The organism is Thalassovita mediterranea (assembly GCA_019448215.1).
Lineage (GTDB): Bacteria > Pseudomonadota > Alphaproteobacteria > Caulobacterales > Hyphomonadaceae > Henriciella.
Genome location: CP080408.1, coordinates 2,123,689 through 2,138,255, shown reverse-complemented (window position 1 = coordinate 2,138,255; position 14,567 = coordinate 2,123,689). Strand labels below are relative to the sequence as shown.

The window sequence follows — 14,567 nt, the reverse complement described above, 5'->3', positions numbered from 1 at the left end:
TTTCCGCCGTCCAAAACCTGTAATCAGCAATACAGAATCTAGTATATCTTGTGGAGACTGCTAGCAAGAATTGAGCCAGACGCATCGAATTTCTCACAAGTCCAAATCCGGTTCAGTTTCGGGCATCCACAGACGAAGACCTGTTTTTCGGCTATGATGACTTTGATCAGCTTCACATGGAAAAGACAGCGACGCTTCTGATCACAACACCCTCTGTTTTCGATATGATCGAAATGGCTGCCCACGTGTCAAACTCCCTGAGTTTTAACTAAGTGTTCTGACCTCACCGCCGCCCTGACCAGACCAGCCGACGGGCACAATCTGTCGCCATCCTGTCCATGGAACGGGATAAATCCGGTTTCTCGCCGGTCTTCCTTTGACAGCATCGCTGGCCTGCTTAAGTCCCATTAGACATGGCCAAATTTATTCCTGTCGGGACGTTCGACCTCGTCATTTTCGGCGGCACGGGCGATCTTAGCCAGCGCAAGCTTCTGCCTGCGCTCTATCACCGCTATGCCGATGGGCAGATCCCCGAGGACTCGCGCATTGTCGGTGTCTCGCGCACTGAAATGTCCGACGAGGACTTCCGTGCCTTCGCCTTCGAGGCCTGTGAGGCGCACACCAAGGACAGCATCGAAAAGGATTGCTGGGCGAAGTTCGAGAAGCTGCTCTCCTTCGCAACAATGGACGCGACCGACCCTGATGCGGACTGGTCCGGCCTGAAAGAGCGCCTCGGCGGCGATGACCGGCCCGCCATCTTCTATCTGGCGGTGACCCCGAAAATCTATGTGCCGATCTGTGAAGCGATTGGCGCTGCGGGCCTTGCCGGAGGGGATGCGCGCGTCGTTCTGGAAAAGCCGATTGGCACCGATCTGGAGTCCGCAAAAGCGATCAATAGCGGTGTAGGGGCGGTGTTTGCCGAAGACCATATCTACCGCATCGACCACTATCTTGGGAAAGAGACAGTGCAGAACCTGCTGGTCCTGCGCTTTGGCAATACGCTGTTCGAGCCGCTCTGGAACCGCACCGCCATCGACCATATCCAGATCACTGTGTCCGAGGATGTCGGCGTCGGCGAACGTGCAGGCTATTATGACAGCGCTGGCGCTGTCCGCGACATGCTGCAGAACCACCTGCTCCAGCTTCTCTGCCTGATTGCGATGGAGCCTCCGAATTCCATTGAGGCTGACGAAATCCGCACCGAGAAGATCAAGGTTCTCAATGCCCTCCGACCGATGGTGGCCAAGTGCGTCGGTGAGGACACGGTGAGGGCGCAATACGGGCCCGGCACGGTCGATGGCGAAAAGGTCAAAGGCTATCTCGAAGAGCTCGATGACGGGAACAGCAAGACCGAAACCTTCGTCGCCATCAAGGCATGGGTCGACAATTGGCGATGGGCGCGCGTGCCTTTCTATCTTCGAACCGGCAAACGCATGCGGTCGCGCCATTCAGAGATCATGGTCCAGTTCCGCGAAGCGCCGCATGCCATGTTCGGAGAGGATCAGGCCCATTCCAACAGGCTGATCATCCGCCTGCAGCCTGATGAAGGCGTGCAGCTTTACGTCCAGATCAAGGAGCCGGGCCCCGGCGGCCTGCGCGTGCAGTCACTGCCGTTGAACCTCTCCTATGCGGAATCGTTTCAGGTGCGGTATCCCGATGCCTATGAGCGCCTGCTCATGGATGTGGTTCGCGGAAACCTCGCCCTCTTCATGCGGCGCGAGGAAGTCGAGGAAGCCTGGGAGTGGGTCGATGGCCTGCTTGAAGGCTGGGCGGCAGCCAATACGCCGATCCATACCTATGCGGCCGGACTTGAAGACGGACCCGTGGAGGCGCGCATGCTGCTGCGTCAGGACGGGCGAGACTGGTGGAGCAACGGCAAATGACATCCCTGCATCCCAAAATTCAGGAAGTGACAGAGCGGATCGAGAAGCGGTCCTCTGAAACGCGCGCGACCTATCTGGAGCTGATCCGCGGCCGTAAACCAGACGGCTTTGCACGGCAAAAGCTGGCTGACGGCAATCTCGCCCACGCGTCGGCAGGCTGCGCCGTCATGGACAAGACCCAGCTTCTCGGCGCGAACTGGCCGAATATCGGCATCATCACCGCCTATAATGACATGCTCTCGGCACATGCCCCGTATGAGGACTATCCAAAGATCATCCGCGATGCGGCGCGAAAGGTGAACGCGACCGCGCAAGTAGCAGGTGGTGTCCCGGCCATGTGCGATGGCGTCACGCAGGGCCAGCAGGGCATGGAGCTGTCGCTCTTTTCACGCGACGTGATCGCCCTAGCCTCAGCCGTCTCGCTCAGCCACGACATGTTCGACGGCGCACTGCATCTCGGCATCTGCGACAAGATCGTACCGGGGCTGATGATTGCGGCGCTACGCTTTGGCTGGCTGCCGCACGTCTTCGTGCCGGGCGGGCCGATGCCTTCCGGTCTGCCGAACCCCGAGAAACAGCGCATCCGGCAGGAATACGCGCTCGGCAATGTCGACCGCGATGCCCTGCTGAAAGCCGAGGCCGAAAGCTATCACAGCCCCGGCACCTGCACTTTCTACGGCACGGCGAACTCGAACCAGATGCTGATGGAAGTCATGGGGATGCACATTCCCGGCGCCGCCTTCGAGAACCCCGGCACGCCGCTGCGCGAAGCGCTGACACGGGCGGCGGTGAAGCGTGTCGTCGAACTGACGGTAAAGCGCGACTACACGCCAATGGGCGAGATGATCGATGCGCGCAGCTGGGTGAACGCCATGGTCGGCCTGATGGCGACCGGCGGCTCTACCAATCACGCGCTTCACATTCCGGCGATGGCGGCCGCCAGCGGCTATCAGGTCGAGCTGGAGGACTTTGCAGATGTCAGCGAGATCACGCCGCTTCTCTGCCGCATCTATCCAAACGGGCCTGCCGATGTGAACCATTTCCAGGCCGCAGGCGGCATGAGTTTTGTCATGCGTGAGCTACTTGAAGCGGGCCTTCTCAATGGAGAGGCGCGCGGCATCATGGGCACAATCGCAGACCATGCGAAAGAGCCGTGGCTCAAGGATGGTGAGGTCGCTTTCCGGGATGCATCTGAAAGCAGCGGCGACACGGATATTGTCCGCCCTGCGAGCGACCCGTTCCAGAAGGAAGGCGGTCTTCGCATGCTGAACGGCCCACTTGGGCGGGGCGTCATCAAGGTCTCATCGGTCAAGGAAGACCGGCGGATTATCGAAGCGCCTGCACGCGTCTTCGACGATCAGGAAGCCCTCAAGGACGCCTTCAAGGCTGGCGAGCTCGACAAGGACTTTGTCGCTGTCGTCCGGTTTCAGGGGCCAGCCGCCAATGGCATGCCGGAGCTTCATGCGCTGTCGCCCGCGCTCGGTGCGCTTCAGGACAAGGGTTTCAGGGTCGCGCTTGTCACTGACGGGCGGATGTCCGGGGCGAGCGGCAAGATCCCGGCGGCCATCCATGTCAGCCCGGAGGCCGCACGCGGCGGCCCGCTGGCGCGCGTTCAGGATGGCGACATGATCCGGCTCGATGCGGAAACGGGCGAACTCGACATCGATTGCGATCCATCCGTGTTCGAGGCGCGCGAGCCCGCCCAGTTCCGCCCGAACATTCAGGGTCAGGGCCTTGGGCGTGAGCTTTTCGGCGCCTTCCGTAACAATGCCAGCCGGCCAGACACGGGCGGTAGCCTGTTTGAATTCTTTCTGCCGCTGCCGGGTGGCAGCCATGGCTGATCCGGTCCTCGTCGGGGATATAGGCGGCACGAATGTCAGGTTCGCCGTTGCCAGTCAGGGCTTTGCGGGCAAGCCGGTCGTCTCTGACGTCTCAGTCATGCCGGGCGATGATTTTGAGCGGTTTGACGATGCACTCGGCCTCTACTTGAACAAGCTCGGCAAGGGCGCGCCCAAGCGGGCTCTGATCGCGCTCGCTGGTCCCGTCCAGAAAGGACGCGTCAAGCTCACCAATCGCGACTGGATCGTCGACACGCAACGTCTGCAGGAGAATTGCGGCCTCAGCTCGGTGCGTCTCGTCAATGATTATGCCGCCATGGCGCGGGCGATTCCGGAGCTGCCGGGCGACGCCTTCCGCCTCGTCCGCAAAGGTGAGCCTGATACATCAGCGCGCCATCCCATTCTTGTGTCTGGCCCGGGGACTGGTCTCGGCATGGCAACGCTCATCCCCGTCGGGACGACAGGATGGAGAGTGCTGACGGGGGAGGGCGGCCATGCAGCGTTCGCTCCCGCGACACCGCGTGAGTGGGCGCTGGCAGAAAAGCTGCGCGAAACCCATGCCTATGTCTCGCGGGAGCTTGTCCTGTCCGGTTCGGGCTTCGACGCCGTCCACAAGGCGCTTTGCGATATTGACGGCGTTCCGTGGGAGAAAACTCACCCGGCAAAGGTGGAAGAGCTGGCGCGGCAGGGCGACCCGATCTGCCGGGATATATGCGAAATCAAGGCGCGGGGCACGCTCTATGCGCTCGGCGATGCGGCGCTCATAAATGGCGCACGAGGCGGTGTAGTCGTGACCGGCGGTGTGGCAGAAGAGCTCGCTGACTGGATTGCCGCACCTGAAGCCATTGACCGGTTTTTGCAACGCGGGCCAATGAGCGATTATATGCAGCCCATCCCGATCCGCATCCTGATGTCGGGAGAGGCCGCGCTCATCGGGGCGGCCGCACTGGAATATGACGAGGGGCCCGTCCCATGAAGACCATGACCGCTTTTCGCGCCGCCATAGACAAGGCCCCCATCGTCCCGGTGCTGACCGTCCACGAAGCCGATCATGCCGAACCGCTTGCAGAAGCGCTGCTTCGCGGCGGGCTTTCTTCGGTTGAGATCACATTGCGCACGCCTGCGGCCCTCGAAGTCATCCGCCGCATGTCGCATGTCGATGACAGGCTGCTCGTTGGTGCGGGTACGATCATTTCTGAAGGCGACGTCGACGCCTCTCTCAAGGCAGGCGCTGACTTTCTGGTGACGCCCGGCGCATCTCCGCTTCTGCTGGATGCGCTTTCAAACCATGACGGTGTCATCCTGCCTGGCGTTTCGACGGCAAGCGAGGCGATGGCACGTTTCGATGAAGGCTATGGCGTCCTGAAATTCTTCCCGGCAGAAGCCGCTGGTGGGGCGAAATTCCTCAAAGCCCTGTCGGCGCCCCTGCCTCACATTGATTTCATGCCGACGGGCGGCGTGACGCCTGAGAACGCTGCAGACTATCTTTCCCTGCCAAACGTCGTTGCTGTCGGCGGATCGTGGATCGCCACCGCTGACGAAATGGCATCAGGTGACTGGCAGGCCATTGCCGACAAGGCGGCAGCAGCTGTTAGGCTCGGGCGCGGTAAATAGCTCGATACGAAATTGCGGAACGCGGGCTGATCAAACAGTTTGGAAAGCAAGGAAACTGGCTGGCGGAGAGGAAGGGATTCGAACCCTCGATACGCGTAAACGTATACGCCCTTAGCAGGGGCGCGCCTTCAGCCACTCGGCCACCTCTCCAACCAGATTGCCTGACTAACCGGATGGCTCTGCGCGGGCAAGAGGCCAATCAGTGCCGTCTGCATATCGCATCAGGGCGTCACCACAGGGAACCAGAAGTCCGGCTGGTCGAGCGCACCCAGGAATGCGGCAGCAGCTGCCCCCTCCCCTCCAATTAAAAGGGCGCCAGAGCCGACAAGTTGAGGCACGCCAGCTTCGCGCAGGATCAGCCTGTTGAAGTCGGCCCGCGTCATTTTCAGGGTCGCCGCCGTGTCACCGACCTCAGTGACGCCGCGCGGCACGATCACGTCGCGTCCAACCTCGACGCGGATGTTTTCGCCGGTGTCGCTGAATGCGAAGGCGACGGTGAATGGCTCACGCGAGAGCTTTTCAGGATTGTAGCGGCTGGCGAGGGCATCAAAGAGATCAAGCGTCGGCACAGCGGCGAGGAAGTCGGCATTGCCGAGGTTCGGGGCACCGGCCTGCGGCAAGCCATTTCGCAGCTCTGAGGCCGCGGTCAGGAAATAGCTGCGCCAGGACCCGCTTTCAGCCTGAAAGCCCATCTGTTCATAGGCCGCCGCCAGCCAGTTTTTTGCGGACTGGTTGCCTGGTTCGGCGAAGACGGCCTTGTTGAAAAGCTCTGCGGCCCAGCGGTAGTCGCCCTCTTCATAGGCCTCTGCCCCGCGTGCCAGAACCGTATCAAGACCGCCCATCGCCTCGACATAGCGGGGCGCTGTCTCTTCATCCGGCAGAGCGTGATAATTGGCGGGCACGCCGCTCCACCAGCCATAATAGTATTGATATACCGCCTTGGAATTGTGGTTCAGCGTCCCGTAATAGCCGCGCGTCGAGAAGTCCTCCAGGCTAAAGGCTGGCTCGGGGATTGTCTCAGCGGCCTCGGTCATCGTTGCGCCTGCATTGGCGCGGCGGAGCGTCTGATCGTGGACATAGCGATAAGTGTCGCGCTGGTTACGCAGGAAGCTCTCGACATTCTCCTGGCCCCAGCTTGGCCAGTGGTGGGACGCAAAGACAACGTCTGAGCGGTTGCCATAGTCGGCGAGCGCGCGGTCAATCACCCGGCTCCATTTCAGGGCATCGCGAACTTTGGCGCCGCGCGAGGTCAGCACATTATGGAAGGTCCCGGTCGCGACTTCCGCGGTGCAGAGCGCGTCAAACTCCGGCAGGTAGAACATGAATTCAGCGGGCGCTTCGGTGCCGCCAGCATCCATGAATTCGAACGTCACGCCGTCAATCTCGCGGACGGTGCCCCAGCCTTCGATTTCTTCTGTCGGCAGGATGAGGCCCGTTGTGCCCTGCGGCAGGCCAGGGCCAAGACCCGTCCCGACCACAGCTTCTGGCGACCGCGGGATGGTATTGCCGAACATGAGAACGGCGCGGCGCTGCATCAGATTACCCGCGATGAGGTTTTCGGCGACGGCAGCTTCAGTGAAACCGATCGGCGCGAGGACGGGCACATTGCGGGTCTCAATCTCTTCCTCGCTGATCACGCCGCGGGCACCGCCAAAATGGTCGGCGTGGGCGTGGGTATACAGAACGCCCGTCACCGGCCGCTCACCCAGCGTGTCGTTGACCAGTTTGAGTGCGGCGGCGGCCGTTTCCTTCACCGTCAGCGGATCGACGATGATCCAGCCGGTCTCGCCGCGAATGATGGTCATCACTGAGAGGTCATAGCCGCGCACCTGCCAGATCCCGTCTTTCACTTCGAATAGGCCATGCTTTGCCGCGAGTGCAGACTGGCGCCAGAGCGATGGGTTCACCGTGGCGGGCGCCTCGCCCTGAAGGAAATCGAATTGCGGAATGGCCCAGACCGTGTTGCCGTCCTCGTCCAGAATGGCGTCGCCCTCGATTGCCGCAAGAAAGCCGCGTGAGGCGTCGTCGAAATCACCCTGATCATTGAGTGGCAGGCGCTCTGCGACGGCGCGGTTCGCGGCAGAGGTTGCTTCGCTAGCCTCGCCCGCTGGCGGCGGCGCCGGGACATCGACCTCGCTGCCCTCTGTGTGCGCGAAGGCGGACATTGATGCGAATGCGAGCGCGAATGCCGATACGGCAAGTCTGTAGGTCATGCGGTTTTCCCTCCCAACGGGTTTTGGATTGAGATTAGGCGGGTGACATGGGTTGCGGAAGGGGAAATCTGGTTTGTGTTAGGGCTGGTGTTGGAGGCGGGCTTTTCGAACGCCTCAACCAACCGCTCCTCCCGGACTTGATCCGGGATCTCGTGAGGCAGGCGCTGTTCTTCTCCCTTCTCCCTCGGGAGAAGGGTCGGGGATGAGGGGAAGCGACCTCTCACCAGATGCTAAGTTTTGCAGCGATCATCAGAAGCGCTTCACTGCCGCTGATTCACGGTGCCTTGGCGCGGCTCCCCCCTCACCCCTAGCCCCTCTCCCAAGGGAGAGGGGAATAGGAACTAAAACACCAATATCGCCGCGCGGGGCTTCCCGCTGGCGGTACGCATCAGTCTCGCCCTGAAATGACAGGGCCGGGCGCGTCCAGGGTGGACGCTGTAGGTAATGCCAGCCTTTCGGCGTGGCTGTAGAGCGTGCGCCATGGACGCGCCCTGCGAAGGGTATCGGCCGTTCGGATGTCTCACTCCCGGCCCGTCTCGGAAACATTTTCGTACGCAGGACAGCCTGCGCAGCACTGATTACCCCACATGACGCCGACCACATGGCAGGGGCGTTACACCCCACCCGCAGCACCGGTCACCTTCGCACTCTCCGCTGCATGGCTCTCAAGCGAGCCGCTGCCGCGGCCTTCTGCGCTTTCAATCGATCCACTGGATCGATTGATCTGCCCAAGGGCAGACCAGCTTCGAAGCCACCTCCACCCGGTCGGTCCGGACCGCCCTGTCTGGTGATGGGAGGCGTGTAGTATGGGGCAGGTTTGTGAGGGTGAGGATGGATTTGTTTTGTCCCACAGCCCCCGTCGACCTGCTTCGCAGGCCACTTCCCCCGCATGCGGGAAGAAGCCACGCTGACATCACGTTTCCGTCCTTTGCCGTCCGAAGATGCCTGCGTCCTTCGGCTTCGCTCAGGATGAGGGGCAGGCATCCATGGTGGGACCCAAAGCCGGAAGCTAACGGTTCAGCCAAAGCACCTTGGACCCCTGCCTTCGCAGGGGTCTTCGGAATGGTACGAATAGACCCCAAACCGGAGCGTCACCCTCGACCGCGGGACGCGGTCTGAGCGTCCATCTTCTGAATTGAGAGCACACGCATGGCGGCGATGATGGGAGATGGACCCTCAGACGGGCTTTGCCCGTCGAGGGTGACGCGGACTTAGAGAGGCACGTATAAAATTGCGCGCCGCTTGCCGGAGATACCTGCGCAGGCAGGTATCCATAATGGTACCTCAAGCTGGGACATGACGTGTCAGACGAAGCACCCTGGCCCCCTGCATGCGCAGGGGTTGTCGGAAAGCCAGGGACTATGTCTTCCTGCCGAGCGTCAATCAAAGGTCTGCCAGCGAAGGCACATCCGCACCGCCTAGCCAGGCTTCGTTGAACAGGTGTCTCGCATAGGCTTCGGAGCGTTCATTCCCGCGTGCAGCGTAGGTTTCGGCAAGGCCGAAGAGGGAGTAGGCGTTGTTTGGGGACTCGATGAGGGTCTTGAAGAATTCGCGTTCGGCGCGGTCGGTCTGGCCGTCTAGCAGCAAATAGGCGCCGAGCGATTGGCGGACGGGATAGTACCACCAGGCGGGTTCGAAATAGGGAAGCTGTTCCTGCGCGGTGGCTGCGGATTCCATGCCATCGATGGCCGCTGCATAGTTGCCTTCAGCTGCGGCGACGCGGCCCTCAAGAACATGAGCGGCGATATCGACGAGACTCGGCAAAGGCGCGCCGCGGGCGGCATAGGCATCGAAGCCGTCTGCCTCTGGCAAGGCGCGGAGCGCGGCGAGTTCAGCGCGCGCTTCCTCCAGCGCGCCCTGTCTTGCCAGAACGACGCCGCGGGCATGGTGCCAGGCCATCTGTGCGAAGAGATGAGCCGATGACGGGGCTTCATAGGCCAGGACGTCGGCGTCGGAGCCAAATTGCAGGAGGGTGAACAGTTCAGCGGCGGCTACACGCTCACCGAATGGGGATGAGGAAGCCGGGTCTATCGTGACGATATTCGACAGCTTGTCTGCCATGGACAGCGCCGTCGCAGCGTCGCCGCCAAGCTGGGCATTGGCGATCACGAAGTGGACATTGTGGGGATAGTAGACGGCGCCATAGAAGCCGCCATTCGCGCTCTCGGCAATGTAGGCTTCATCAGCAGCGATGGCGTCGATATTGGCCTGAATGGCTTTCTTCCAGCGCCCCAGCCGCAGATAGATATGGGACGGCATATGGACGATATGGCCGATGCCGAGATCCTGTTTGTGCAGCCTGTCAGCAAAGGCTTCGGCGCGGAACGGGTCTACCGAGGCTTCGGTGGCGTGGATGTAGAGATGGATTGGCGGGGCATAGTCAGGGTCGATCGCCAGAGCTGTATCGAGCAGTTCAAGCGTGCGGGCTGTGCGGCCCTTCGGGATGCGCGCGCCGGCCTGCCAATAGTCCCAGGGCTGTGTGTTCATGTTCGCTTCGGCCGCCAGGGCCAGGATCAGCTTGTCATCGCCGTAGCGGCGCGAGACGACATCCATGCGGTCGGCATAGGTTTCGGCGTCCTCGATGACCTCTCCGGCCTCATTCTGGCGATAACGCGTCGCCAGCGCCGAGATGAGGGCGGCTTCCCGCTCGGAGGTGGATGAAACCAGCGAGGCGGCCTTCCCGGCCGCAATCAGTCCAGCCGCGCCGCGTGTCGGGACGAAGGATGCGTTGATATTGCTGCCGAAGGCGAGCCCCTCTCCCCAGAAACACATGGCGCAATCGGGGTCGAGGCGCTGGGCCTCCCGGAAGGCGGCGATGGCTTCATTGTGGTTGAAGTTCGCCATGTGCGCGAGCCCGGTATCGAACCAGGTCTGGGCGTCTGCGCTCGTTGTGGCGACCGGATAATGGAAGTGGGAGACCACCTTGGCGGGAAAGGCGAAAGGCGCTTCGAAATCGAAACTGACCGCGGCTGGCGAAGCGATGGTTTCATCCTTGCCGCCGAGCGGCTCAGCCTGTCCGCCGCAGCGGTTCTGCGACAAAATGATCGGGTCGATGAAAGCTGGCGTCGGCGCGTCATTGCCTGCCTCTTCCCCGGAGACGCAGGATGACAGGATGAGGGCGCCAAGTGCGCCCCCAAGCAGGCAGCGGCTAACGGATCGCATCGCATTCTCCCCCTCGATCAGGTGAAGAATGCGATATCGATCCCTTCAAGTCTACAAAGAGCTGGCCTCCAGCCCAAAGCCGGAAGACACTCAGGCCATCTCCAGCTCTGGCAAGCCGCCAAGTATCTTGTCCAGCGTAGCCGGATAGTCGTAGACGCGCACGCCGGTGGCATTGAAGATGGCGTTCGTGACGGCTGCGCCCGCGCCGCAGAGGCCAAGCTCACCCAGGCCCTTGGCCTGAATGGGGCTTGCCCAGTCATCACGCTCCTCGAGCAGGACGACGTCGAGCTGCGGCACGTCGAGGTTCACTGGGACATGGTATTCGGCGAAGTCATTATTGACGACGTGGCCGTCGCGCGGGTCGAACTCCATCGCTTCATGAAGTGCCATGCCGATGCCCCAGGTCATGCCGCCATAGCATTGCGAGGTGGCCGTCTTGTGGTTGAGGATGCGCCCTGCCCCGAACACGCCGAGCATACGGCGCACGCGGGTTTCACCAGTCACGGCATTCACGGCGACTTCGGCGAAGTAGGAGCCATAGGTGGCCTGCTTTGCCTTTTCCATCGTCTCGCCGGGCTCTATGTGGCCTTCGCCTTCGATGTTCTCGCCAGCGAGAAGGTCTGTGAGCGCGCTTTGCTTGCCGCCGCCCGAAACCTTGCCGTTTTCGAGCTGAAGCTCGTCTTCGTCACAGCCAAGCCTGCGGGCGAGTTCGCCGCGAATGTCCTGGCAGGCGAGGTAGACTGAAGAGCCTGAAGACGCCGCACCAAAGGAGCCGCCGGAGCCAGACGCCTTCGGGAAATTGCTGTCGCCGAGGCGGGTCTCGACCTGCTCCGGCGTGAGGCCAAGCATGTCGCAGCAAAGCTGGGTGAGGATCGCGTAGGTGCCGGTGCCGATATCGGTCATGTCGGTTTCGACGATAGCGCTGCCATCCTTGTTCAGCGTGACGCGCGCCTTCGATTCCATGAGCATGTTGACGCGGGCAGCGGCCGCCATGCCCATGCCGATGAGCCATTCGCCTTCGCGCTGCTGGCCGGGCTTCGAGTTGCGCTTGTCCCAACCGAAGCGTTTAGCGCCTTCGTCCAGCGCCTCAGCGAAAGGGCGGGAGCTGTAGGGCGTGCCTTCTTCTGGATGGGTCTCAGGGATGTTGCGCTTTCTAAGCTCGACGGGGTCGATACCTGATGTGTGCGCGAGCTCGTCCATCGCGTTTTCCAGCACCTGCATGCCGATCGCCTCGCCGGGCGCGCGGACAGAGCCTGCGCACATCCGGTTGAGGCGCGCGACTTCCATGCCGAGGCGCCGGTTTTCGCCGCCATAGATGAAGTGGGTCGCCTGCAGGACGGGCTCGTGGAAGGCTTCGCCCGGCAGGTTGGAGACGAGGCATTCATGGCCGATGCCAGTAAGCTTGCCGGTTTCGTCAGCAGCGAGACGCAGGCGCTGGCGCGACTCCGAGCGGCGCATGACGTTCTCGAAAACCTGCTGGCGGGTGAGCGTCACGCAGACGGGGCGGCCGATCTCCTTCGCCGCGATCGCAGCAGCGACCGCCTCGGGCGCGATACCGAGTTTTGAGCCGAAACCGCCGCCGACGAAAGGCGACAGAATGCGCACTTTTTCCGGTTCAATACCAAGGGAGTCGGCGAGCTCGTTCACATTGTACTTCACCATCTGGTAGCTGCCATGGAGGGTGAGCTGGTCGCCCTCCCAGCTGGCGATGGAGCAGTGCGGCTCCATGGCGGCGCTGTTGTGATTTGGCGTGCGATAGGTGGAGTCGACGGTGAAGGCGGCCTCTGCCATGGCCTTGTCGAGATCGCCCTGATCGAGCTGGTCGTCTTCGGGCTTTTCGGGCGAAAGGTTGTTGGCCTCGGGGTCATAGACGCCGTCGGTGTCGGCTTCGCAGACCAGTTCCAGCATATGGGCGCCGTGGCGGGCCTGCTCAAAGGTTTCAGCTACGACGAGCGCGATAGGCTGCCCGAAATAGGAGATTTCAGAGACGCCCTGGACGGGGGCCTCGTTCGCGGTGCCTTGCGCCGGATTGCGCAGGAAACGGTCATCGCTGAAGACGCCGAGGATGCCGGGGAGCTTATCGAGCGCCGACTTGTCGACGCGGACCAGCTTACCTTTGGAGACAGGCGCGCGGGCGAGGACGCCGAAGACTTTCCCGTCGAGCTGCCACTCATGGGCGTAGGTCGCTGTGCCGGAGACTTTCTTTGGGCCGTCGGGACGGTCCATCGGCTTGCCGGTGAGCTGGCTCGGCAACTGGTCGAGAAGCCGTGCGGTTGCCGGTGTGTCCATTTTGAGATGGCGTGTCATGAGCGCTCTCCTGTCGCTTCGCGCAGCACAGCTTTGAGCGTGCGCCGGGCGAGCGGAATCTTGAAATCATTGCTGCCCTGCCCTTTCGCGTCGGCGAGCAGGATGTCGGCGGCCTTGTCGAACAGCGCCTCGGATGGCGCCTCACCGTTGAGCAGGTCGCCGATGGCCGGGTCGTGCCATGGCTTGTGCGCGAGACCGCCGAAAGCGAGCGAGGCTGACGCGATCCTGCCTGCATCCATCTCGACCACGGCAGCGATCGAGACGAGTGCGAAAGCATAGGAGGCCCGGTCGCGGACCTTGCGATAGATGTGACGGCCTTTTGCGGGCGCCGGTAGGGTTACATGGGTGATGAGCTCGCCGGGTTCGAGGATGTTGTCCTTGTCCGGCTTGTCGCCCGGCAGGCGGTGGAAGTCGCGAACGGGCACGGTGCGCGTATCGCCGCCCTGCCCTTCGATCACGACCTGCGCATCAAGCGCGGCCATGGCGACAGCCATATCGCCGGGATAAGTCGCGATACACGCATCGCTCGCGCCAAGGATGGCATGGATGCGGTTTGCCCCGCCTATGGCAAAGCAGCCAGACCCCGGCTGGCGCTTGTTGCAGGCCATGTCCGGGTCATAGAAATAGTAGCACCGCGTGCGCTGGCAGAGATTGCCGCCCGTGGTGGCCTTGTTGCGGAGCTGGCCGCTGGCACCTGCAAGGATGGCGCGGGAGAGGACAGCGTAGTCCTCGCGGATACGGGCGTCGGCAGCGCAATCACTGTTCGTGACCAACGCGCCGATCGTGAGCCCACCATCATCGGTTGGCTTGATGTCTTTCAGGCCGATCCGGTTGATATCTACGAGACGGCTCGGCGTCATGAGGTCGAGCTTCATCAGGTCGAGGAGGTTGGTGCCGCCTGCGATGAACAGCGCGCCTTCCTCACTGGCGGCTTTCACGGCATCGCGGCCATCTTCAGAGCGGTGATAGTCGAACGGCCTCATGAGTTTGCCTCCGCGGCTTCGCGGATGGCGTCGACAATGTTCGGATAGGCCGCGCACCGGCAGAGATTGCCGCTCATGCGTTCGGAGATTTCTTCGGGCGTGAGTTTTGCCTCGCCGGTCAGGCTGTCCGAGACATTGCTGGGCCAGTTGTCCTTGATCTCCTGCAGCATCGCAGTTGCCGAGCAGATCTGGCCCGGCGTGCAGTAGCCACACTGGAAGCCGTCATGTTTAACGAAAGCGGCCTGCAACGGAGAGAGGTTGCCCGGCTCACCGAGCCCTTCGACCGTGGTGATCTCATCACCGTCATGCATGCAGGCGAGGGTCAGGCAGCTATTGATGCGCCGCCCGTTCACCATAACGGTGCAGGCCCCGCACTGGCCATGGTCACAGCCCTTTTTCGAGCCGGTCAGTCCGAGATGATTTCGAAGAGCGTCGAGAAGCGTAGTGCGCGGATCGGCCGAAAGCTCTCGCTCTTCGCCGTTGATGCGCAACGTCGTGTCAGTCATGGGGAAGTCCTTGCGTGCCGTTAAGTACGAACGCGGGACTTTCGGATCGGTTGCCCGTATA

General features: G+C 62.0%; 9 protein-coding genes and 1 tRNA gene. 4 read left to right on the top strand and 6 right to left on the bottom strand.

From position 1 onward, the window contains the following. Positions 1-413: 413 nt before the first annotated feature. From zwf to eda, 4 genes are read left to right on the top strand one after another with little or no spacing between them, the layout of a single operon-like run. Positions 414-1,883 (top strand): glucose-6-phosphate dehydrogenase, encoded by a 1,470-nt coding sequence (zwf, locus tag KUV46_10625; GenBank protein ID QYI99798.1) that lies wholly within the window; start codon positions 414-416, stop codon positions 1,881-1,883. Next, positions 1,880-3,724: a phosphogluconate dehydratase gene (edd, locus tag KUV46_10620; GenBank protein ID QYI99797.1), complete on the top strand. Its 1,845-nt coding sequence runs from the start codon at positions 1,880-1,882 to the stop codon at positions 3,722-3,724. The genes zwf and edd overlap by 4 nt, the downstream gene beginning before the upstream one ends. Further along, positions 3,717-4,697 (top strand): glucokinase, encoded by a 981-nt coding sequence (locus tag KUV46_10615; protein ID QYI99796.1) that lies wholly within the window; start codon positions 3,717-3,719, stop codon positions 4,695-4,697. Before edd ends, KUV46_10615 begins: the two co-directional genes overlap by 8 nt. Further along, positions 4,694-5,335, top strand: a complete 642-nt coding sequence (gene eda, locus KUV46_10610) for a bifunctional 4-hydroxy-2-oxoglutarate aldolase/2-dehydro-3-deoxy-phosphogluconate aldolase (GenBank protein ID QYI99795.1) — start codon at positions 4,694-4,696, stop codon at positions 5,333-5,335. The genes KUV46_10615 and eda overlap by 4 nt, the downstream gene beginning before the upstream one ends. Positions 5,336-5,395: 60 nt before the next feature. Here the strand turns inward: eda and KUV46_10605 are convergent. The 6 genes from KUV46_10605 to KUV46_10580 form a co-directional block, all read right to left on the bottom strand. Next, a tRNA-Ser gene (locus KUV46_10605) sits at positions 5,396-5,485 on the bottom strand. Positions 5,486-5,556: 71 nt separating this feature from the next. Continuing rightward, a complete protein-coding gene (locus KUV46_10600) occupies positions 5,557-7,548 on the bottom strand; it encodes an MBL fold metallo-hydrolase (protein ID QYI99794.1) in 1,992 nt (663 codons plus the stop codon). A 1,383-nt stretch (positions 7,549-8,931) separates the two neighbouring features. Then, entirely contained in the window at positions 8,932-10,710 is a 1,779-nt protein-coding gene (locus KUV46_10595; GenBank protein QYI99793.1) for a tetratricopeptide repeat protein, read from the bottom strand. A gap of 90 nt (positions 10,711-10,800) precedes the next feature. Next, complete coding sequence (locus tag KUV46_10590) at positions 10,801-13,017, bottom strand: xanthine dehydrogenase family protein molybdopterin-binding subunit (protein ID QYI99792.1); 2,217 nt, start codon at positions 13,015-13,017, stop codon at positions 10,801-10,803. Then, a complete protein-coding gene (locus KUV46_10585; GenBank protein ID QYI99791.1) occupies positions 13,014-14,000 on the bottom strand; it encodes a xanthine dehydrogenase family protein subunit M in 987 nt (328 codons plus the stop codon). Before KUV46_10585 ends, KUV46_10590 begins: the two co-directional genes overlap by 4 nt. Then, positions 13,997-14,506, bottom strand: a complete 510-nt coding sequence (locus KUV46_10580; GenBank protein QYI99790.1) for a 2Fe-2S iron-sulfur cluster binding domain-containing protein — start codon at positions 14,504-14,506, stop codon at positions 13,997-13,999. The genes KUV46_10585 and KUV46_10580 overlap by 4 nt, the downstream gene beginning before the upstream one ends. Between the last annotated feature and the right edge of the window lie 61 nt (positions 14,507-14,567).